23 protein-coding genes are annotated in these 20,360 nt (G+C 74.1%); 7 read left to right on the top strand and 16 right to left on the bottom strand.

What is annotated here, in order from left to right; translation table 11 throughout:
* Nucleotides 1–16: 16 nt before the first annotated feature.
* From ACQP04_RS15230 to ACQP04_RS15195, 8 genes are read right to left on the bottom strand one after another with little or no spacing between them, the layout of a single operon-like run.
* Nucleotides 17–799 carry a carboxymuconolactone decarboxylase family protein gene (locus tag ACQP04_RS15230; protein WP_433507686.1) on the bottom strand — a complete coding sequence of 261 codons (783 nt, stop codon included), beginning with the start codon at nucleotides 797–799 and terminating at the stop codon, nucleotides 17–19.
* The gene (locus ACQP04_RS15225; protein WP_433507685.1) at nucleotides 796–1,680 is read right to left on the bottom strand and encodes an NAD(P)-dependent oxidoreductase; all 885 of its coding nucleotides are present in this window, start codon (nucleotides 1,678–1,680) and stop codon (nucleotides 796–798) included. The genes ACQP04_RS15230 and ACQP04_RS15225 overlap by 4 nt, the downstream gene beginning before the upstream one ends.
* Nucleotides 1,673–2,089, bottom strand: a complete 417-nt coding sequence (locus ACQP04_RS15220; protein ID WP_037048102.1) for a carboxymuconolactone decarboxylase family protein — start codon at nucleotides 2,087–2,089, stop codon at nucleotides 1,673–1,675. Before ACQP04_RS15220 ends, ACQP04_RS15225 begins: the two co-directional genes overlap by 8 nt.
* Nucleotides 2,086–2,490: a cupin domain-containing protein gene (locus ACQP04_RS15215; protein ID WP_037048099.1), complete on the bottom strand. Its 405-nt coding sequence runs from the start codon at nucleotides 2,488–2,490 to the stop codon at nucleotides 2,086–2,088. The genes ACQP04_RS15220 and ACQP04_RS15215 overlap by 4 nt, the downstream gene beginning before the upstream one ends.
* 3 nt (nucleotides 2,491–2,493) lie before the next feature.
* A complete protein-coding gene (locus ACQP04_RS15210) occupies nucleotides 2,494–3,390 on the bottom strand; it encodes an NAD(P)-dependent oxidoreductase (RefSeq protein WP_433507684.1) in 897 nt (298 codons plus the stop codon).
* The gene (locus ACQP04_RS15205; protein ID WP_433507683.1) at nucleotides 3,387–4,256 is read right to left on the bottom strand and encodes an SDR family NAD(P)-dependent oxidoreductase; all 870 of its coding nucleotides are present in this window, start codon (nucleotides 4,254–4,256) and stop codon (nucleotides 3,387–3,389) included. The genes ACQP04_RS15210 and ACQP04_RS15205 overlap by 4 nt, the downstream gene beginning before the upstream one ends.
* A complete protein-coding gene (locus ACQP04_RS15200; RefSeq protein ID WP_433507682.1) occupies nucleotides 4,253–5,068 on the bottom strand; it encodes an N-acyl homoserine lactonase family protein in 816 nt (271 codons plus the stop codon). The genes ACQP04_RS15205 and ACQP04_RS15200 overlap by 4 nt, the downstream gene beginning before the upstream one ends.
* Nucleotides 5,068–6,432, bottom strand: coding sequence for an MFS transporter (locus ACQP04_RS15195; RefSeq protein WP_433507681.1), 1,365 nt, complete (start codon nucleotides 6,430–6,432; stop codon nucleotides 5,068–5,070). Before ACQP04_RS15195 ends, ACQP04_RS15200 begins: the two co-directional genes overlap by 1 nt.
* A gap of 178 nt (nucleotides 6,433–6,610) precedes the next feature.
* Between ACQP04_RS15195 and ACQP04_RS15190 the strand changes: the two genes are divergently transcribed.
* Complete coding sequence (locus ACQP04_RS15190) at nucleotides 6,611–7,876, top strand: alpha/beta fold hydrolase (protein WP_433507680.1); 1,266 nt, start codon at nucleotides 6,611–6,613, stop codon at nucleotides 7,874–7,876.
* On the opposite strand, the gene ACQP04_RS15185 is transcribed toward ACQP04_RS15190, so the two are convergent.
* Genes ACQP04_RS15185 through ACQP04_RS15165 form a run of 5 tightly spaced genes read right to left on the bottom strand, consistent with a single transcriptional unit; the run spans nucleotide 7,866 to nucleotide 12,541 of the window.
* Nucleotides 7,866–8,207: a universal stress protein gene (locus ACQP04_RS15185; protein ID WP_433508370.1), complete on the bottom strand. Its 342-nt coding sequence runs from the start codon at nucleotides 8,205–8,207 to the stop codon at nucleotides 7,866–7,868. The genes ACQP04_RS15190 and ACQP04_RS15185 overlap by 11 nt on opposite strands.
* Nucleotides 8,208–8,212: 5 nt before the next feature.
* A complete protein-coding gene (locus tag ACQP04_RS15180) occupies nucleotides 8,213–9,658 on the bottom strand; it encodes a sugar porter family MFS transporter (RefSeq protein WP_433507679.1) in 1,446 nt (481 codons plus the stop codon).
* A 59-nt stretch (nucleotides 9,659–9,717) separates the two neighbouring features.
* Nucleotides 9,718–10,608, bottom strand: a complete 891-nt coding sequence (locus tag ACQP04_RS15175) for a sugar phosphate isomerase/epimerase family protein (RefSeq protein WP_433507678.1) — start codon at nucleotides 10,606–10,608, stop codon at nucleotides 9,718–9,720.
* The gene (locus tag ACQP04_RS15170; RefSeq protein WP_433507677.1) at nucleotides 10,605–11,603 is read right to left on the bottom strand and encodes a Gfo/Idh/MocA family protein; all 999 of its coding nucleotides are present in this window, start codon (nucleotides 11,601–11,603) and stop codon (nucleotides 10,605–10,607) included. The genes ACQP04_RS15175 and ACQP04_RS15170 overlap by 4 nt, the downstream gene beginning before the upstream one ends.
* Nucleotides 11,604–11,617: 14 nt before the next feature.
* Nucleotides 11,618–12,541 (bottom strand): sugar phosphate isomerase/epimerase family protein, encoded by a 924-nt coding sequence (locus ACQP04_RS15165; protein WP_433507676.1) that lies wholly within the window; start codon nucleotides 12,539–12,541, stop codon nucleotides 11,618–11,620.
* 191 nt (nucleotides 12,542–12,732) lie between these two features.
* On the opposite strand from ACQP04_RS15165, the gene ACQP04_RS15160 reads away from it, so the two are divergent.
* The 3 genes from ACQP04_RS15160 (at nucleotide 12,733) to ACQP04_RS15150 (ending at nucleotide 15,596) form a co-directional block, all read left to right on the top strand.
* A complete protein-coding gene (locus ACQP04_RS15160) occupies nucleotides 12,733–13,737 on the top strand; it encodes a LacI family DNA-binding transcriptional regulator (protein ID WP_433507675.1) in 1,005 nt (334 codons plus the stop codon).
* Nucleotides 13,738–13,869: 132 nt separating this feature from the next.
* Nucleotides 13,870–14,613, top strand: coding sequence for a DUF2306 domain-containing protein (locus tag ACQP04_RS15155; RefSeq protein ID WP_433507674.1), 744 nt, complete (start codon nucleotides 13,870–13,872; stop codon nucleotides 14,611–14,613).
* Complete coding sequence (locus ACQP04_RS15150) at nucleotides 14,610–15,596, top strand: LacI family DNA-binding transcriptional regulator (protein ID WP_433507673.1); 987 nt, start codon at nucleotides 14,610–14,612, stop codon at nucleotides 15,594–15,596. The genes ACQP04_RS15155 and ACQP04_RS15150 overlap by 4 nt, the downstream gene beginning before the upstream one ends.
* A gap of 30 nt (nucleotides 15,597–15,626) precedes the next feature.
* On the opposite strand, the gene ACQP04_RS15145 is transcribed toward ACQP04_RS15150, so the two are convergent.
* Nucleotides 15,627–16,289 carry a response regulator transcription factor gene (locus ACQP04_RS15145; RefSeq protein ID WP_433507672.1) on the bottom strand — a complete coding sequence of 221 codons (663 nt, stop codon included), beginning with the start codon at nucleotides 16,287–16,289 and terminating at the stop codon, nucleotides 15,627–15,629.
* Nucleotides 16,286–17,449 (bottom strand): sensor histidine kinase, encoded by a 1,164-nt coding sequence (locus ACQP04_RS15140; protein ID WP_433507671.1) that lies wholly within the window; start codon nucleotides 17,447–17,449, stop codon nucleotides 16,286–16,288. The genes ACQP04_RS15145 and ACQP04_RS15140 overlap by 4 nt, the downstream gene beginning before the upstream one ends.
* A 188-nt stretch (nucleotides 17,450–17,637) precedes the next feature.
* On the opposite strand from ACQP04_RS15140, the gene ACQP04_RS15135 reads away from it, so the two are divergent.
* The 3 genes from ACQP04_RS15135 to ACQP04_RS15125 all read left to right on the top strand — a co-directional run bounded on the left by ACQP04_RS15135 (nucleotide 17,638) and on the right by ACQP04_RS15125 (nucleotide 19,873).
* Nucleotides 17,638–18,183: a DUF1772 domain-containing protein gene (locus ACQP04_RS15135; protein WP_433507670.1), complete on the top strand. Its 546-nt coding sequence runs from the start codon at nucleotides 17,638–17,640 to the stop codon at nucleotides 18,181–18,183.
* Between the two features lie 9 nt (nucleotides 18,184–18,192).
* On the top strand, nucleotides 18,193–18,699 hold the full coding sequence (locus tag ACQP04_RS15130; protein ID WP_433507669.1) for a cupin domain-containing protein: 507 nt from the start codon (nucleotides 18,193–18,195) through the stop codon (nucleotides 18,697–18,699).
* A 148-nt stretch (nucleotides 18,700–18,847) separates the two neighbouring features.
* Entirely contained in the window at nucleotides 18,848–19,873 is a 1,026-nt protein-coding gene (locus ACQP04_RS15125; RefSeq protein ID WP_433507668.1) for an alpha/beta fold hydrolase, read from the top strand.
* An 8-nt stretch (nucleotides 19,874–19,881) separates the two neighbouring features.
* Here ACQP04_RS15125 and ACQP04_RS15120 read toward each other — a convergent pair whose 3' ends face one another.
* Nucleotides 19,882–20,253 (bottom strand): DUF6223 family protein, encoded by a 372-nt coding sequence (locus ACQP04_RS15120; protein ID WP_433507667.1) that lies wholly within the window; start codon nucleotides 20,251–20,253, stop codon nucleotides 19,882–19,884.
* Nucleotides 20,254–20,360: the final 107 nt, after the last annotated feature.

The raw sequence follows: 20,360 nt of genomic DNA, 5'->3' as shown, positions 1-20,360 counted from the left end.
CCGGCGCCGGCCGGTGTCACCCCGACCCGCTCTCCTGCTCGGCGACGACCGAGGCGAGGATCGGCGCCGCGGTCGTCGCCGCGTGGATGCCGATCACGCTGACGATCGACAGCACCTCCATCAGCTCGTCCTGCGTGGCGCCGAGGCGCACGGCGTTGCGCAGGTGCAGCTTCAGCCCCGGGACGTAGAGGTGGGTGGCCGCGGCGTCGAAGGCGATGTAGATCATCTCCTTGACCTTCGGCTCCAGCGTGCCAGTCCGCCACGGCACCGAGGAGAACTCGACGTAGGCCTCGAACAAGTCCGGGGCGAGCTCGAGGATGCCCTCCCAGAACTCGTGCCAGTAGCCGCGGTTGGCGGTGAACTCCGCCTTGAGCCTCTCCCGCCGCTCGTCCAGCGGTGCCGGCCCGGTGCGGACGCCCTCCTCCTCGAGCACCTCGAGCAGCAGCGGCACCCCGATGTTGCAGGCGTGGATGCCGAGCGTGCTGGTCAGCTCCAGCACCTCCATGATCTCGGCCGGGGTGGCCCCGTGCCGCAGCGCGGCCGCGACGTGCTGACGGATGCCGGGCTCGTACAGGTGCGTCGCCGCGGCGTCGGCCGCGATGTAGACGAACTCCTTGACCTTCGGCTCGAGGTGCGACGCCGCGGTCCACGGCACGCTGGAGAAGCGCAGGTAGGCCTCGAGGAACGCGGGGTCGAGCTCGAGGATCCGCTGCCACGGCTCGCCCCAGGTGCCGCGGACCCGCACGAACTCGTCCTTGACCCGCTGCTGCTCCGTCGTGAGGGTCTCGGTCGCGGTCACTGGTCCTCCTCCGGCCGCTCCCGCAGCCATCGTGCGATCTCGGTGTGGTCGGCCTCCGGCCCGAGGGTCCCGACGGCGCGGCTCCAGAGGGCGAGGGTGCGCTCGGCGTGGCCGCGTGGTGCATCGACGGCCTCGGCCAGGCCGAGCGCGATCCGCAGGTCCTTGACCATCAAGCCGGCCGTGAAGCCGGAGCCGTAGGTGCCGGGCACGATGTGCGTGGGCCACTTGGTCTCCGTCGACCCGCTGCGGCCGCTGGAGCCGTTGATCGCGTCGAGCATGGCCGTGGCGTCCAGCCCGAACCGCTCCCCCGCGAGGATCGCCTCCGAGGTCGCCAGCAGGTGCGAGGCGGAGAGCAGGTTGTTGAGCGCCTTGAGAGCGTGCCCGGCGCCCGTCCCGCCGACGTGCCGGACCCGGCCCATCAGCGCCAGCAGCGGGGTGAGCCGCTCCGCGGCGTCGTCGGGTCCGCCGACCATGATCGTCAACGTGCCGGCCTCGGCCCCGGCCACACCCCCGGACACCGGCGCGTCGACGAGCGTGGCGCCGCGCTCGGCGGCCCGCTCGGCCAGTGCCCGGGTCCGCAGCGGCTCCGACGTGCTCATGTCCACGAGCAGGGTGCCGGGCGCAACGGCGTCGAGCAGGCCGTCGTCGACGACCTTCTCCACGACCCCGGAGTCCGGCAGCATCAGGATGACGACGGGTACGCCGGCGGCCGCGGCCGCGGCGCTCGGCACGGGGGTGAGGACGTCGGCGAGACCCTCGGCCACGCCGGGCGCGGCGTCGTGCCCGCGCACCGCCACTCCCCCGGCCGCGAGCCGCCGCACCATCGGCGTGCCCATCCGGCCCAGCCCGACGAAGCCGACGCGGTCGAACGTCTCACCCATGGCCGTTCCCCGACACGTCGACGGACTCGGCGGCGATCTCCCGCAGCACCCGCTCGGCCACCCGGAAGGCCTCGAGCGCCGCCGGGGCCCCGCAGTACCCCGCGGTCTGCAGCAACGCCTCCTGGATCTCGGTCTCGGTGCAGCCGTTGGTCACCGCGCCGCGGACATGCACCGCGAGCTCGTGGCCGCGGTTGAGCGCCGTGAGCATCACCAGGTTGAGCAGGCTGCGCGTGCGCCGGTCGAGTCCCGGCCGGCTCCACAGCTCGCCCCAGACGTTCTGCGTGACGTACTCCTGGACCGGCCGCGAGAAGTCGCTGACCCCCTGCAGCGAGCGGTCCACGTGCGCATCGCCGAGCACCTCGCGGCGGATGCCGAGGCCCCGCTCGTACCGGTCGTCCCCGCCGCTCATCGGGCCACCTCCACGGCCGCGAGGTAGTCCCCCTCGGCGACCTCCTCGAGCCAGGTCGTCGGCCCGATCGAGAAGGCGAGATGGGTCATCACCGTGTCCGCGGTCCCGCCGTGCCAGTGCTGCTCGCCGGGCGGCACCCACACCACGTCGCCGGCCCGGACGACCTGCGGTTCCTCCCCGCGGGGACAGACCCAGCCCATCCCCGCCGTGACGACGAGCAGCTGGCCGCCGGTGTGGTGGTGCCAGTACGTGCGCGCCCCCGGCGTGAACGTCACCGAGTTCAGCGTGTTGTGCTCCGCCGTGGTCGGCAGCACCGGGTCGCCCCAGACCGTGCCCGTGAAGGTCTCGGTCCGGTTCTGGGTCGGTGTGGTGTCAGGGGCCCGGCCCCGAACGATCTGCACTGGTCATCCTTCCTGGTCGTGCACTCGTACCCCGCCGGCGAGGTCGCCGAGGGCGTCGACGACGCGGTTGCTGATCAGGTCGCCGTAGCCGAGGTTCTCCGCGAGCCCGAAGCTGGCGAGCGGGCCCGCGGCGTTCAGGGTGGGGACGCCGAGCCGGCCCGCCAGGTCGACGTAGAGCGCGACGTCCTTGGTCATGAGCCTGCTCGTCAGGCCGCCCTCGAGGTAGTCGCCGCGGACGATCGCAGGGAACCGGTTCGTGGTCGCGAAGTTGACGCCGCTGCTCGAGTTGATCACCTCGAGCAGCTGCGGCAGGTCCAGACCGGCCTTGCGGCCCGCGACCATCACCTCGGCGGAGGCCGCGAGGCTGACGGCGTTGAGGAAGTTGTTGAGCAGCTTGGCCGTGTGCCCGGTGCCGGACGGCCCCATGTGGTGCACCGTCGCCGCGATCGGCGCGAGGACGGTCTCGAGCTCGGTGAGCGCGCCCGGGTCGCCCCCGGCCATGATCGTCAGACTGCCCTTCTCCGCGGCGGCGGCGCCCCCGGAGATGCCGGCGTCGAGGTAGCGCACGCCGCGCGCGAGCGCCTCGTCGTGCAAGGTCCGGGTCGACGCCGGCGACGCGGTGGAGAGGTCGACGATCGTGGTCCCCTCACCGGCCACCGCCAGCACCGCCCGCACCACGGGCTCCACGACGTGGCTGTCCGGCAACGACAGCAGCAGGACCCGGGTCCGCCGCGCCACCTCGGCGGGGTCCGCCGCGGGCACCGCACCCACCGACTCGGCCCGTCCCGCCACGGGGTCGTGCCCGACGACGGTGAACCCGGCGTCGACGAGCCGCCGCGCCATCCGGCCGCCCATGTTGCCGAGACCGATCATCCCGATCTCGTCCACGGTGTTCGTCACGCCCGGCTCCCTTCCCGTGCTCCTGCCCGCAGCCGGGCGTCGACCGGCCCGGTGTCCCACGCGCCCGCCCCGCCCGACGGCCGCACCGTGCTGACCGCCGCCGCCCCGCCGTCGACGGAGACGACCTCGGCCGTGAGGTACGACGCCCCGTCGCCGAGCAGGAAGGCCACCACCGACGCGATCTCCTCGGGCGTGCCCGGCCGGCGCAGCGGCGTGGTCGCCGCCCGGCGAGCCATGTCCCCTCCCCCGCCGAGCCCCTCGCCCGAGGCCGCGAACAGCGCGGTCGGCACGATCCCGGGTGCGACCGCGTTGACGCGGACCCCGAGCGGGCCGCCGTAGACCGCGGCCCCGCGCAGCAGGCCCAGCACGCCGTGCTTCGACGCCTGGTAGGCCAGCAGGTCGTCGCTGCCGCGCAGCGACGCGATGGACGCCGTCAGCACGATCGCGCCGCCCGAGCCCTGCGCCTCGAACCGGCGGAAGGCCGCGCGCAGTCCGAGGAACGTGCCGCGCAGGTTCACGGCCATCACCCGGTCGAAGTCCTCGACCGTGAGATCGGGGAGCCGGACCAGCGGTCCGGGGATGCCCGCGTTGAGGTGGTACCGGTCGATCCGGCCGAACGCCTCGACGCCCGCGGCGACGGCCGCGTCGACGTCGGCCTCGCTCGCGACGTCGCCGGGCACGCACACGGCCGCACCGGGCAGCCCGGCCGCGACCTTCTCGAGCCCGGCGGAATCGAGGTCGGTGAGCACGAGCCGCGCCCCGCGCTCGGCCAGCACCCGCGCACTCGCCGACCCGAGGGCGCCGGCGGCCCCCGTGACCAGGACGACCGTGTCGGCGAGGCCATCGTCGGTGAGGGTGGCGGTCATGCCGTCCCCTCCCCCGGTGCGACCCGGACGACCAGGTCGGCGAGCTCCGGGGCCAGCCCGGGCACGCGGTCCGGGAACCGTTCCGGGACCGCGGCGTCGTGCCCGGCGACCAGCACCCGGCCGGGATCCTCGGTCATCTCGCGGAGCAGGTCGAAGCCCCGGTACATGTCGGCGAGGTCGGCCACGACGAAGAACGGCCGGTCGCGCTCGAGCTCCTCGTAGAGGTGCAGCGCGTCCGCGGCGAGCACGACGGCGCCCCCGGTCGTCGCGACCTGCGCGACGAGCTGCCCGGGCGTGTGCCCGCCGACCACCACCAATTCGAACCCCGGTGCCAGGTCGAGCGTGTTGTCGACGAGCCGGACCCGCCCGTCGGCGGCGGCCTTGGCGAGCAGGCCCAGCTCGTCGGGCTCGGTGGAGTGGGCGAACTGCAGCCGGCCGGCGTAGGGGCCGGTCCAGAAGTCCAGCTCGCGGCGGGCGAGCACGATCTCGGCCTCCGGGAACTGGTCGAGGTTGCCGATGTGGTCGTAGTGGGCGTGGGTCACCACGAGCCGGTCGACGGTCGCGGGGTCGATCCCCAGGCCGCGCAGTGCGTCCACCGGGTCCACGAGCATCGTCCGGCGCCGGCGGGCCCCGGCCGCGGCGCCGAAGCCGCAGTCGACCACGGTCGTCCGCCCGCCGTCGCGGACGACCCAGAAGAAGTAGTCCATCGGGAGCTCGGAGTCGGGCTCGCCGTAGAGGTGGTGGTTGAGGAAGGTCTCCGACCGGCGCGCGGTCCGGGTCCCGTAGCGGACCGCGAGGACCTCGTGAGCCATCACGCCGCCTTCGTGAAGTCGACGTCCTTCGTCTCGGGGCCCGCCGCGGCGCCCACCGCCCCGAGGACCCCGCCGATCCCCAGCAGCAGGGCCGCGGCGACGGCCGCCGGGACGACCTGGTTCAGGCCCGCGTAGAAGAAGGCGTAGAAGGACGGGATGATCACCGACGCGCTGAAGCCGAGGCCGAACGCCGACGCCCGGACGTCCGTGTGGAAGCGCTCGTTGATGTAGGGCAGGACCACGCCCCACGGCGCCGTGACCAGCACGGAGAACACGCAGACGAGGAGCACGATCGTGCCGTACGACAGGTGGCTCCCGTTCATCAGCAGCGCCATCAGCGTCGACCCGCCCACCGCGATGAGCACGCCGAGGACGACGAAGAACCTCCGGCGGCCGATCCGCTGGGCGATCACGCCGGAGCCGATGTAGCTGACGACCAGGCAGGCGTAGGCGATCAGCAGCGCCGTGGTGAGCTGGCTCCCGCTGAGCTTCAGCACCGTGTGCAGCACGGTGGTCGGCAGGAACAGCGTGACCATGTTCTGGGTCAGCCAGAACCCGGTCATCATCGCGAAGACCTGCAGGAAGCTGCGGCCGCTGGGACCGGTGAAGAGGTTCTTCAGCGGCGCGGACTTCTTCTCCGACGCCTCCCAGATCTCGGACTCCGAGACGTAGCGCACGTAGTACAGCACCAGCACGGCGGCCAGGAGCGCGCCGAGGACGAACGGGATGCGCCAGCCCCACACCGCGTAGGGCGAGTCCGGCCCGGCCAGCGGGAAGAGCGCGAACGACGCCATCCCGACGAGGTTGATCACGATGTAGGCCAGCGGGAAGGCGGCGAGGATGACCCCGCCCAGCAGGCCGCGCTTGTGCTTCGGCGCGTACTCCATCGCCAGCGGCAGTGCGCCCGTGTACCCGCCGCCGAGGCAGATCCCGTCGAGGAAGCGCAGCAGGATCAGCAGCCAGTAGGAGGCGATCCCGATCGTGGCGTAGCCCGGCACGAAGGCGATGAGCAGCGTGATCACGCCGAACCCGCCGACCGAGGTGATGGTGGCCCGGCGGCGGCCCACCCGGTCCGCCAGCCCGCCGAAGATCGCCGCCCCGATCGGCCGGCCGATGAGGGTGGTGGCGAACACGAGTGAGGTCAGGATCGCGGAGAGCCCCGCGGACATGCCCGCCGGTTGGAAGTAGATCAGGGCCGGGGTGAGGATCACCGTCGGCAGGTAGATGTCGAACATGTCGACGAACTCGGCGAAGAACGCCCCGCGGGTCGCCGACCGGCGCTTCGCCGCCCGCTCCGGCGTCTCGACCTCGCCGGTGTACCCGGTCGGCACGGCCTTGCCCACCGTCTTGTCACTGCCCGTCATCGCGCAGTCCCATCTCGTCGCACCGCTGTGGTCGGCACTTCTTGATTGTCAGTTCGTCTGACAATCGCTGAAAGACCGTAGACACACCTCGACGACGCAGTCAACGGTCACTCGTCCGATCCGGGCGATCGCGAGGAGCGGGTTCCCCCGATTGTCAGACGGACTTACGATCCGCCGCGTGACTCTTCTCCGCGACGACGACGTCGCCCGCGCCCTCGACCCCACCCTCCTGCGCGGGCTGCCGCCCTGCCACCCGTGGTCGGCCCTCCTCGAGATCGGCGACCGCCGGATCGGCGTGCGGGTCCGCGACGCGGCGCTCGCGGTGACCGAGGGCGACGACGTCAACGCCAGCTGGGACTTCTCCTTCGCCGTCACGGCCGAGGAGTGGGAGCAGTTCTGCGCCTTGCCGCCGCCGCGTGGGATGACCTCGGCGCAGGCGCTCGTCGCGACCGGCGGGGCGCACCGGGTGCGGGGCAGCCGGGAGGTGTGGGCGCGCGCCGCACCGGCCGTCGACCGGATCGTCGACGCCCTCCGGGCGCGGGCGGTCGCACCGCGACCGCGGCGCGCGGACCCGCGCCCGCCCCGGCCGGGACCGAGCCCCATCGAGGGGCGCTACCTGCACGTCGAGGTGGAGGGCGACCTGCAGCGCATCCACGTCGAGTCCGCGGGCTCGGGTGTGCCGCTGCTCTGCCTGCACACCGCCGGTGCCGACTCCCGGCAGTTCCGGTACCTGCTCGAGGACCCGGACCTCACGGCGCACTTCCGCGTGGTCGCGTTCGACATGCCCTGGCACGGGCGCTCGGATCCGCCCGCGGACTGGCGCAGCCGCCGCTACGCGCTCACGACGCGGACCTACGCGGCGACGATCCTCGCCGTGGCCGACGCGCTGGAGCTGGACGAGCCGGTGCTGCTCGGCTGCTCGATGGGCGGGGCGATCGCGCTCTACCTCGCGAGCACGTGCGGCGAGCGGTGGCGGGCGGTGTGCGCCCTCGAGGGCGGGCTCGGCAACCCGGGGCGCTTCGTGGAGTGGACGAACCGCGCCGACGTCGACCACTCGGGGTTCCTGACCAGCTGGGTCGGCGGGCTGATCGCGCCGGGCAGCCCGACGGGGCCGCGCGAGCAGACGCTGTGGGGCTACGCCCAGTCCGGCCCCGGCGTCTATCAGGGCGACACGTACTTCTACTCGCGCGACCTGCCGGAGCATGCCGCGGACCTCGGGCCGGCGGGGTGCCCCCTCTACGTGTTCAGCGGCGAGTACGACTACTCCGCGACCACCGAGATGAGCCGGGCCGCCGCGGAGCAGCTCGGCGGCGAGCTCGTCGTCATGCCCGGACGGGGGCACTTCCCGATGTCCGAGGACCCGGAGGGGTTCGCCGACCACCTGCGCCCGGTGCTGGACCGGATCCTGGCCGGCGAACCCGCCCGGACCTCGTTCAGCGCTTGACGGCGAGCACCGGTACCTCCGCCTCCAGCAGCAGGCGCTGGGAGAGGCTGCCGAGGAGGGCCTTGCCGATCGGGGTGCGCTTCTTCATCCCGATCACGAGCAGGTCGACCTTGCCCTCGTACTCGTCGAGGGCGGCGAGCACGCAGTCGGCGAGGTCGGCGTGCCCGGTGCGCTCGCGGACGGTGATGGGCAGGTCGCTGGGCATCCCGACGACGTCGAGCGGGTCGAGCGCGAGGTTCAGCACGACCAGGTCCGTGTCCCGCAGCCGCGTCTCGTCGATCGCCGCCGAGAGGGCCGTCCGGCCCTCCGGCGAGTCCGGAACCGCCACCATCACCGTCACCGCGTCACCTCCGCCGTCGCCGCCGCCGGGTCGCCCGCCTGCTTGAACTCGCGCTCGAGCTGCTCCAGGGTCCGCCCCTTGGTCTCCGGCACGATCGCCTTCGCCACCAGCATGGCGCACACGCCGAGGCCGGCGAACAGGAAGAAGGTCGCGGAGATCCCGATGCCCGCCACCAGGATCGGGAACAGCAGGCCGACCAGGAAGTTCACGATCCACAGCATCAGCCCGCACACGCCCATGCCGAGGCCGCGCAGCTTGAGCGGGAAGATCTCCGACAGCATCAGCCAGGTCCCCGGGGAGATCGCGCCCTGCTGGAAGGCCAGGAAGGTCACCGTCAGCGCGAGGACGACGGACGCGCGGCCGACACCCTCGGGCAGCACCAGCGAGAACACGCCGACGAGCAGCAGCGCCGAGAAGGTGCCGATCTGACCGGCGATCAGCATGGGCCGCCGCGGCACCCGGCCGAGCAGCCAGATGCCGACGAACGTGGCCAGCACCGAGATCACGCCGTTGGCGATGTTCGCGATCAGCGCGCCGTCCCGGTCGAAGCCGGACTCGGTGAGGATCTGCGTGCCGTAGTACATGATCGAGTTCACGCCGGTGATCTGCTGCATGACGGCGATCGCCAGCCCGACGACCACGATGCGGCGGATCCACGGCACGGCGAGGTCGCGCCAGCCGGCGGTCTGCGCGGCCCGGTCCTCCTCGGCCAGCGCGCGCACCTCGGCGAGCTCGGCCTCCGCGCGCTTCGCGTCACGTACCTGCTGCAGCACGGCGAGCGCCTCGCCGAACCGGCCGCGCGAGGCGAGCCAGCGCGGGCTCTCCGGCATCGCGAGCATGCCGACCCAGAGCGCGACCGCGGGCAGCGTGGCGATCACCAGCATCCAGCGCCAGACGCCACCGGCCTCGCCCCAGACGCCGCCGATCACGGCGTTGCAGATGAACGCGAGCAGCTGCCCGCTCACGATCATGAGCTCGTTCTGCGTGACGAGCCGGCCGCGCCGCTCGGCGGGCGAGACCTCCGAGAGGTAGGCGATCACGGTGACGGACGCGCCGCCGACGGCGAGGCCGAGGATCACCCGGCCGAGCACCATGACGCCGACGCCCGGCGCGAACGTGCAGACCAGGGTGCCGACGGCGAACAGCACTGCCAGCCAGAGGATCATCGTGCGGCGGCCGCGGCGGTCGGAGATGCGCCCGCCGAGGAAGGCGCCGAGGGCCGCGCCGAGGAGCAGGGAGCTCGTGACGACGCCCTCGGTGGCCGGGGTCAGGCCCAGGTCGTCCGTCATGTACGGCAGGGCGCCGTTGATCCCGCCCGTGTCGTAGCCGAAGAGCAGGCCGCCGAAGGTGGCGACGACGGTGAGGAGCTTGAGCCGCCGGTGGTGCGGGCCGGGGGTCGGGGTCGTCGGGACCGCCGGCACCGCGTCGTGCGTGTGGGACAAGGGGATCCTTCGCGAGGGGACGGTGCCGCGAGGGGCACCGGCCCCTCGCGGCCGGAGGGTCAGACGTGGAGGCGGTCGGCGCCGAGGTGCTTCTCGATCAGGGCGGTGGCCTTCTCCCGCTGCCGCACGCTGATGCCCTCGGCGTCCTCCTCCCACCCGAACACGCAGGAGGAGACCACGCCGTCGAACCCGACGGAGGCGAGCGCGGCGAACACCGCGTCGAAGTCGACCTCCCCGCGGCCGATCTCGGCGTGCTGATGCACCCGCGCGGTCGACCCCGGCGGGTTGACGATGTAGCGCAGCCCGTTCGACGCCGTGTGGTCCAGCGTGTCGGCCAGGTGCACGTAGGTGACCTTGTCCCCGGCCGCGCCGATGATCCCGGCCGGGTCTCCGCCGGTACCGCCCTGGTGGAACGTGTGCGGGGTGCAGTACAGGAACGAGATCCAGTCCCGGTTCAGCCCCCGGATCATGTTCACCGCGGCGTGCCCGTCCTCGATGAAGTCGTCCGGGTGCGGCTCCAGCACCAGCTTCAGACCTTCCCGCTCGAAGATCGGCAGTAGCTCGTCGAGCGAGCGCAGGAACTGGGCCTCGGCGAACTCCGCGCCCTCCGGACGGCCGTTGAACTCGGAGTTCATGGTGTCCACGCCGAGGTCCACGGTGATCTGAATGGCCCGCTTCCAGGCCCGCACCGCGGCCTGGCGCTCCTCCTCACCGGGCCCCGACCAGCGCAGCACCGGCAGCACCGAGGCGATCCCCACCCCGGCGTCCGCCGCCCGCTTGCGCAGCTGGGCCACCGTGGCGTCGTCGACGCGCGGGTGCTGGAAGAACGGGACGAAGTCCGCCTTGGGCGAGAGCTCCATCCACCGGTAGCCCATCTTCGCCACGACGTCGGGCAGCTCCAGCACCGAGTGCGTCGCGTAGAACATCTGCGGGTCGAGGGCGAGCTTCACGGCCGCGCCTCCAGCTTCACCGCGACACGGCCACCGGTGCGGACCGCCTCGACGCCGGCCTCGCAGATCGCGGCGGCGGCGTAGCCGTCCCAGGCACCGGGGCCGTCGATCGTGCCGCGGCGCGCGGCGTCGACCCAGCGCTGCATCTGGGTGTCGTAGGCCTGCCCGAAGCGGACCACGAAGTCGGGGGCGATGGTGCCGCCCCAGCGCCCGGCCCGCTTGACCACCAGGTTCTGGTCGAGCCCGATGGTCGCGCTGCCCTTCTCGGCGACGAGCTCGGTGCGGACCTCGTAGGCGACCTGCGTGCGCACGAAGCTCTCGACCGTGACCAGCCGGCCGGACTCGGTCTCGAACAGCACGAGCATCGGGTCGGAGACGCCCTCGGGCGCCGCCGACGTGGGCGTGCCGCGCAGCACGGTGACCGCCACGACCTCCTCGCCGAGCAGGAAGCGGGTGCAGTCCGCCTCGTGCACCACGGAGTCGGCCATGGCCATCTCCGAGTTGAAGGAGTCCGGCACGTTCGGGTTGCGGTGCGTGCAGTGCAGCATCAGCGGGGCGCCGACCGAGCCGCTCGTGATCAGCTCGCGCAGCGCGACGTACTCGGTGTCGAACCGGCGCATGAAGCCGACCTGGATCAGGTCGCGGCCGCTCTCGGCCTGCGCCTTCACGACCTCGTAGGACGACGGGCCGTCCATGGTCAGCGGCTTCTCGCAGAGCACCGGGATGCCACGCTCGAGGCAGGCCAGGACCTGCTTCTCGTGGGCGAAGCCGGGGCTGGCCAGCACGACGGCGTCGACGTCGTCGGCCCCGATGGCCTCGAACGGGTCGGCGACGGTGCGGGCGCCGATCGGACCGGCGACCTTCTCGGCCTGCTCGGCGGAGAAGTCGTTGACCACGGTCACGCGGGCGCCGCGGACGCGGCGGGTGAGGCTGTCGACGTGGAAGGAACCCATCTTCCCCACGCCGACCACGGCGATGCGCAGATCGTCGGACATGTCTTCGCGTCCTCTCAGGCCTTCGGGGTACCGATGTCGAGCCGGCCGGAGCAGCCGGCGAGGTAGGTGTGGGTGCGCCGCGCGATGGGCAGCGGGTGGTCCGGCGGGCAGGGGTACATGTCCTGCTCGACGATCGCGTAGATGTCGCGGTTCAGCCCCTCGACCGCGGCGATGACCTCGCGCATGTCCGGCACACCCAGCGGCGGCTCGATCATGGCGCCGAGCTTGACGGCCTCGGGGAACGGCAGGTCCTCGGCCTCGACCCGGGCGATGATCGCCGGGTCGACCTGCTTGAGGTGCAGGTAGCCGATGCGCTCCGGGTACTTCGTGATCAGCGCGACGTTGTCGCCGCCGTAGTACGAGACGTGCCCGGTGTCGAGGCACAGGTTCACGTACTCGGGGTTCGTGTTCTCCAGGAACCGCTCGATCTCGTGCTGGTAACCGACATGGCTGTCCGCGTGGCTGTGGAACTGCACGTGCAGGCCGTACTCCTCGAGGATCCGGCGGCCCAGCTCGTCCATGCCGGTGGTGAGCAGCTTCCAGCGCTCGTCGGAGAGGACCCGGTCCTCGAGCGGCGCACCGGTCTTGTGGTCGCGCCAGGTGTCGGGGATGACCACGATGTGCTCGCCGCCGACCGCGGCGGTCAGCGCGGCGACGTCGGTGACCTGCTTCCACACGTCGTCCCACGAGTCGGCGCGGTGCAGGTGCTCGAAGACGGTGCCGGCCGAGATCTTCAGGCCGTGCTTCTCGCACTGGTCCCGCAGCTCGTTCGGGTCGGTGGCGAGGTAGCCGTACGGCCCGATCTCGATCCACTCGTAGCCGGCGCCGGAGACCTCGGAGAGGAACCGGTCGGCGGGGGTCTGGTCGGGGTCGGACGGGAACCACACGCCCCACGAGTCGGGCGCGGAGCCGATCCGGATCGTCGATGAAGGGGCCACGCTGCTGTCTCCCGGTCGTCCTCGGTGCCGTTGGCGCGGGCGTCCGGGTCGGACGCCCTCGTCGTGGTACTAGAGCGCTCTAGTCGCTCCGTGGCACACTATGGTGACCGCAAGGTGCGCATGTCAAGACATAGTCGTGAACGGGTCGCACCGCGCGGTGGACCCCGCCCACGACCTGCGAGGATGCCACCATGGCCACGCCCCTCCCGCCGCGCCGCCGGCCGACGATGGTCGACGTCGCCGCCCGGGCCGGCGTCTCGCGCGCGCTGGTCTCCCTGGTCTTCCGCGGCCAGCCCGGCGCCTCCGCGGAGACCCGCTCCCGGGTGCTGGCCGCGGCCGAGGAGCTCGGCTACCGCCCGGACAGCGCCGCCCGGCTGCTGGCGCGCGGGCGCAGCCGGACCCTCGGCGTGCTGATGACCGTGCGCGAGCCGTTCGAGGCCGATCTCGTCGAGGCGATCTACCCGGAGGCCGAGCGGCTCGGCTACGAGGTGCTGCTCTCCGCGCGCACCCCCGGCCGCGACGAGGCCACGGCGGTCGAGGGCCTGCTCGCCCACCGCTGCGAGGCGATCGTCCTGCTCGGACCGGACGTCGACGACGCCTTCCTCGCCGAGCTCGGCGCCCGCACCGTCGCCGTGGTGGTCGGGCGGGCCGCCCCGGGGCTCGACAGCGTGCACAGCGCCGACGCCGAGGGCGTCCGGCAGGCGGTCGACCACCTGGTCGGCCTGGGGCACCGGGCGATCGTGCACGTCGACGGCGGCACCGGCCCCAACGCCGCCGCCCGCCGGACCGGCTACCTCGATGCCATGGAAGCGCACGGCCTCGGCGACCGCGCGCGCGTGCTGCCCGGCGCGTACCACGAGGACGCCGGGATCGCGGCCGCGCAGGCCCTGCTCGCCGGCCCGGAGCTGCCGACGGCGGTCCTCGCCGCCAACGACCGGTGCGCGCTCGGGCTGCTGGACACTCTGCGTCGCAACGGGGTCGACGTCCCGGGGCGGGTCTCGGTGGTGGGCTACAACGACGACCGGCTCGCCCGCCTCTCCCACGTCGACCTCACGACGGTCCGGCAGGACGCCGGCCTGCTCGCCCGGCACGCCGTCCGCGCCGCCGCCGCCCGCCTCGACGACCCCGACCTCGCACCGGGCGAGACCGAGCTGACCCCCGAGCTGGTCGTTCGGGGCACCACCGCTCCCCCGTGAGCGGCGACTGCCCCTGGAGGGGCACTCGGCACTCACGACCCCCACTGAGCTGCGAGTACTCCGGATTCCCCCACCACGGATCCGGGGGCCGGTCGGCTGCCGCGGCCCGCGGCGGCGCCGAAGGATCACGGCATGGCCGCACCTGTCACCACGCCGCCGCCGTCGCCCCCACCACGGTCCTTCCGGCGCCGTCCCTGGGTCCTGCCGCTCGGGCTCCTGGCGGTCCTGTTCCTCGTCACCGCCCTGCCTCCGTACCTCGGCCTCGACCCGGCGCGGTCCCGCGTCCCGCCCCAGCCGGAGCTGTCGCACTTCTACCCGATGCTGGTGGCGCACATCGCCTTCGGCTCGGTCGCGCTGCTGACCAGCGTGCTGCAGGTCTGGCCGTGGCTGCGCCGCACGCACCCGCGCGTGCACCGGTGGAGCGGGCGGCTGTACCTGTTCGCCGGGGTGTTCCCGGGCGGGCTGGCCGTCCTGACGATCGCCCCCTTCGGCGAGCTGGGGCCGGTGCAGCAGGCGGGCAACACCGCGCTCGGAGTGCTCTGGCTGGTCACCGGCGTGCTGGGGTACCGGGCGGCCCGGCGGCGCCGGTACGTGCAGCACCGAGCCTGGATGGTGCGCAGCGTCGCCCTGACGTGGTCCATCGTGGCCAATCGCGCGTGGTCACCGATCTGCCTGGCGGTGTACGCCCCCGGGGCTCTGTCGGGCGCCGATGGTGCACCCACCGTGATCGCGCAGGCCGTCGGTGTCTCCGTCTGGGCGTCATGGGTGCTGAACCTGATCGTGGCGGAGTGGTGGCTGGCAGGATCGGCCAGGTGGACGGCACGACCGGTCCGAACGGAACACACGGCCCCGCCGGGCCCCGAGCGGCGACGATGAGCGACGTCGCCCGCCAGGCGGGCGTGTCCCGGGCGACCGCCTCCTACGTGCTCAACCGGACGCCCGGCGCCCGGATCCCGGAGCAGACGCGCGCCAAGGTGCTCGCCGCCGCCGAGGCGCTGCGGTACGTCCCGCACGTCAGTGCGCGGTCGCTGCGGCGCGGGCGCAGCGACCTCGTCGTCGGGCACGTCGACGGCAGCTCGATGATGAGCGACCGGCTGCCCTTCTTCGGCCTGGTCCGGATCGCGTCCGAGGTGCGCAAGGCGGGCTACACCTTCCTCATCCACGGCGACCCCACCGTCAGCGGGCTCGCGGCCGCCCGGGCGTGGCTGGCGCTGCGGCCCGCGGCCGTCGTCGCGACGCTCGACCGCTTCACCGAGGAGAGCGTCGCGATGCTCGCCGAGGCCGGCACGGTGCCGGTCGCGCTGGGCCGGCGGACGTCGGAGCTCACCGCCACCGTGGTGCTCGACGACGGCGAGCTCGGCCGCGTCGCCGCCACCCGCCTCGCCGACCGGGGCTGCCGGCGGATCGCCGTCCTCGGCTCGTACGACGACCGCGCCGCGGACCTGGTGCTGGGCAACCGGATCGCCGAGGTGCTGGCCACGGCGGCCGAGCGCGGGCTCGAGGCCCGCTACGTCCCCATGCGGCCCGAGGTCGACGCCGCCGGCCGGGTCGTCGAGGAGTGGCGGCGGGGCTGGATGCCCGACGGCGTCGTCGGGCCGAGCGACCGGCACGCCGGGCTGCTGCTCGGCGCCCTCACCGACGCCGGGGTCGACGTGCCCGGCCGGGTCGCCGTGATCGGGATGGACGACGACCCCTTCTGCGACCTGCTGCGGCCCCGCCTGACCTCGGTCGCCGGCGACCTCACCGGCGGGGACACCCCGCTCGCCGGCGTCGTCCTCTCCGCGATCGAGGGGCGGTGGGACCCGGGGCACGCGGTGCGCCGCTTCCCCGCCCACGTGGTGGAGCGGGACAGCGCCTGACGGACCGCTCGGACCGCCGACGCCCAGGGATCAGGGCTCGCCGGGGCGGACGAGACCGCTCTCGTAGGCGATCACGACGAGCTGCGACCGGTCGCGGGCGTCCAGCTTGGCGAGGAGCCGGCTGACGTAGGTCCGCGCGGTCTCCGGGCTCAGGAACAGCGCGGCGCCCACCTCGGCGTTCGACCGGCCGCGGCCGACCTGCTCCAGGACGTCCCGCTCGCGCGCGGTGAGGCAGGCGATCCGGTCGGGGGTGGGCGCGGCGGCCCGGGCCGCCGCGGCGAGGACCCGGTGCGTGACGGCGGGCGAGAGCAACGCGTCCCCGCCGGCGACGGTGTGCACGGCGTCGCGGAGGGCGTCGGGCCGGGTGTCCTTGAGCAGGAACCCCGCCGCACCGGCGCGGATGGCCTCGAACAGGTACTCGTCGTCGTCGAACGTCGTGAGCATGACGACGCGGACCCGGTCGAGCGCCGGGTCGGCCAGGATGCGGCGGGTCGCCCCGAGCCCGTCGGTGCCGGGCATGCGCACGTCCATGAGGACGACGTCCGGCCGCTCGGTCCGCACGACGGCGAGCCCGGTCGCGCCGTCGCCCGCCTCGCCGACGACGATGATGCCGGGGTCGCGCTCCAGGAGCCCACGAAGGCCCGCGCGGACGAGGTGCTGGTCGTCGACGAGGACGACGCGCACGGGGGTCATGTGGCCGTCCGTCCGACCGGCAGACAGGCGCGGACGCGGAAGCCGCCGCCCTCGGCGTCGCCGACCCGGACCTCCCCGCCGAGCAGTGCGACGCGCTCGGTCATGCCGTGCAGGCCGTGGCCCGGCTCGATGGCGACCCGGTCGCCGGGTGCGCCGCGCCCGTCGTCGACGACCTCCACCCGCAGCCGCCCACCGGACGCCTCCACGGTGACGGTGGCGCGGGTGGCGCCGGCGTGCCGCAGCACGTTGGTGAGCGCCTCCTGGACCACGCGGTAGGCCGTGGTGGCGACGACCGCCGGGAGCGCGGCGGCGTCCCCGTCGACGCGCAGCTCGACCGGCAGCCCGCCGCTGCGCACCCCGTCGACCAGCGCCGGGAGCCGGTCGAGGCCCGCCGCGGGTTCCGGAGCGCCGGTGTCCCCGCGCAGGGTTCCGAGGGTGGCCCGCAGCTCGGTCATCGCGCCCGCACCGGCGGTGCCGATGGCGGCGAGCGCGGCCCGTGCGTCGGCGGGCTTGCCGTCGGCGAGGGCCTCCTCCCCGACCGCCGCCTGGAGCGTGACCACGGACATCGTGTGTCCGAGGGTGTCGTGCAGCTCGCGCGCGATGCGCACGCGTTCGGCGTCGACCTGCCGGGCGGCCTCACGGTGCCGTTCCTCCTCCGCGGCGTCCGCCTGGCGGGCGAGCTCGGCACGCAGCGCCCGCCTGCTGCGGACCGCGTCACCGAGGGCGACGACCGCGAGCACGAGCGCCGCTTCGGAGCCGAGCTGGAGGCCGAGGACGATCGCCGGGTCGTCGCCCTCGGCCAGTCGCACGCCGATCGACGCCGCGAGCAGGCAGCCGGCCACGCCCACGGCCCACACCACGCGCCCGCGCTCCGCGGCGACGTACAGCGCGGCCGCGATCGGCGCCGCCAGCCCGATCGGCGGCAGGTCCAGCACGTAGTAGACGACGATGCCGACCGCCGTCACGAGCAGCACCGGGACCGGCCAGGCCCGGGCGGCCGGCAGCAGGGCGCCGAAACCCACCGCGAACGCGAACGCGGTCAGGGTGCCGGCGACCGACCGGCCGCCCGGGCCCGCGTCCCCGATGACGGCGACCGCGACCAGGCAGAACACCGCGACACCGAGGAGCGACTCGACGCGGGTGGGGCGGACGGCCTGCACGATCGTCGAGAGTAGAGCGGAGCGCAGTGCCGCCACAGACGCCCGGAGGCGACGATCCCCGGCCGCGCGTACGTCGAGAAGCGACACCGGGTCGCGCGATCACGCGGCAGACCCGGGCCTGCCTCCGGACCTAGCGTCCCCACCGCTCCGGGCCGGCCGCCCGGCACCGACCAGCGGAGGAGGACCCCATGTCCCGCACGACCGTCACGACGACGGCACTGATCGTCCTCGTGTGGGCGGCCCTGCTGTCCTTCGGCGGTGTGGCCGCCGAGACCGTGATGCTCTACCCGAACATCTTCGCCGACCCGCCGGCGTCGCTGGACCGGGCGCGGGAGTTCCTCGTCGCCGGAGGGCCGGCCGACTACTTCCCCCCGCTCGGCGCCGCGGTGGTGGTGACCGGCCTCGTCACGGTCGTGCTGACCTGGCGCGACCGGCGCCTGCGGTGGTGGGTCGCGGGGGCCGTCGCCGTGTTCGTCGCCTGCGAGTTCCTGTTCTCCGTGCTGTTCTTCTGGCCGCGCAACGAGATCATGTTCGTCGACCCGGTCGGCACCCACCCCGCCGAGGAGCTGCGTCGCGTCGCGGCCGAGTTCGTCGCCGGGCACCGGGTCCGCCTCGTCGGCGGCGCCGTGACGGCGGCCCTCGCCTTCACCGCGCTCCTGCGGCAGGTCCGGGCGACCGCTCCGGCCGGCGCGACGGACGAGCGCCGTCCCCGGTCGGGCGACCCGACCCACTAGGACCCCGCGATGTCCGACCCCGGCACCCCGTCCCCCGTCCTCCGGCTGCCCACCGGGGAGACCGTCGCCATCCGCGCCTCGGGCCGGGACAACGCCGGCGCGTTGTTCGAGGTCGACGCGCTCCTCCCTCCGGGGCTGAGCGGCCCGCCGCGGCACCGGCACCTCGCGCAGACCGAGGCCTTCACCGTGCTGGAGGGACGGCTGCGGGTCGTCGTCGGAGCGGAGACCCGCGAGCTGCGGGCCGGGGAGACCGTGACGGTCCCGCCCACGGTGGTCCACGCGTTCGCCAACCCCTTCGACGAGCCGGCGCGGATCCGGATGCGGGAGACGCCGGCAGGCCCCCTGGAGGAGCAGTTCCGCGCGCTGGCGGGCGGCGGCCGGTTCCCGCCGCTCGGGGAGCTGGCCGCGATCAACGTCCGGCACGGCCTGCCCTTCGTCCTGCACGGCGTCCCCGACCTCGTGCAGCGTCCGGCGTGGCGGCTGCTCGCCCGGCTGCACGGCCGTCGTCACCGGTAGGCGCACTCCCCGGAGCGGGCGGTGTGTGACGCGCCCGACAGCGGCGGCCCGACTATCGATCACGGGATCGGGCTATGTCCCCGGCGCTCCCGCTACACCGCTGCCGAGGTGGACGACGCCGTCCCCGGCTCCGCCACCGAAGGACGAGATGAGCCAGCTCCCCCGACGGGGTCCCACGCCCGGCGTGCCGCCCCGAGCCCACCGGCTCCACCGCCGCTCCCGCTCGACGGCACCCGGCTCCGTCGCCCGCCGCGAGATCGTCCTCCACGGCCAGCGCGTGACCTACCTGGAGACCGGACGACGCAGCGGCGGCCCGACCGTCGTGCTCCTGCACGGGCTGGCGAGCAGCTCGGCCACCTGGTTGCCGGTGCTGCCCCTGCTCGGACGCCACGCCCACGTCGTCGCACCGGACCTGCTCGGCCACGGGGAGTCGGCGAAGCCCCGGACCGGCGACTACTCCCTCGGCGCCTACGCGGCCGGCCTGCGCGACCTCCTGCTCGCCCTGCGCCTGGACCGCGCCACCGTGGTGGGGCACTCCTTCGGCGGGGGTGTCGCGATGCAGTTCGCCTACCAGTTCCCCGAGCTCACCGAACGGCTCGTCCTCGACGCCAGCGGCGGCCTCGGCCCGGACGTCAGCATCGCCCTGCGCGCGGCGAGCCTGCCGGGCGCCGCCGCCGTCCTGAAGGCCGTGCACACGCTCACCCCGCGCAGGCTCGCCGGGCTCGCGCGCCGGGCCGTCCGGCTCGTGCCGGGGGTACCGACCGCCGAGCTGGACGAACTGGCCTGCGCCCTGGCCTCCTTCGCCGACGACGGCGCACGGGACGCCTTCATCCACACCGTGCGCAGCGCGCTCACCTGGTCCGGCCAGCGCCTCGACGGGACGGGCCGGCTCCACCTGCTCGCCGAGCTCCCGCTCCTGCTCGTCGCCGGCACCGACGACACCGTCATCCCCCTCGCCCACACCCTCACCGCGCACGACCGGCTCCCGTCCAGCCGGCTCGAGGTCTTCGAGCGCACCGGGCACTTCCCCCACGCCGAGCACCCGGCACGCTTCGCCCAGGTGCTCCTCGACTTCGTGCACGGCACCAGCCCGGTGCACAGCGACACGGACACGTTCCGACGGCGGTTGGTGGCGGCACGTTCCCGTGCCGCCACCGCGGTCGTGCCCGTCTGACCAGCGGGTCAGCCGGGTCGGACCGGGCGGTGGGAGCGGGCGAGCGCCAGTCCGGCGAGGACCGTCCCGACCAGCCCCAGCACCACGGCCGCGACGGCCCCGGCCAGCCCGTTGCCGGTGCCGAGGCCACCCGCGGAGCTGGCCGCGTGCAGCCCACCGACGACCGCGCCGACCAGCCCGAGCACCAGGCCGACGGCGGCCGCGGCCCGCCTGCTGATCGGACCGAGCCGACCGGTGGGGCGGGCCAGTGCCAGCCCGCCGACGACCGCGCCGGCCAACGCCAGCACGGCGGCGACGGTGGGCACGGTCCGTCCCGCGCCGACGTCGTAGCCACCGACGGCGAGCGAGAGGTGGACGGCGAGCAGGTGATCGACGGACATCACGGATCCCTTCGTTCGGGCCTGGCCTGGTCGGTCCCGGCCGGTGCGCGAATGGTGGGTGCCGGGCCGGGGCCTGCGCGTCGGACGAGGGTCGGCACTTCCGGCTG

The organism is Pseudonocardia halophobica (assembly GCF_050948485.1).
GTDB lineage: Bacteria > Actinomycetota > Actinomycetes > Mycobacteriales > Pseudonocardiaceae > Pseudonocardia > Pseudonocardia halophobica.
Note: the sequence above shows the minus strand (reverse complement) of the source record. Positions and strands in the feature narration are given on the sequence as shown.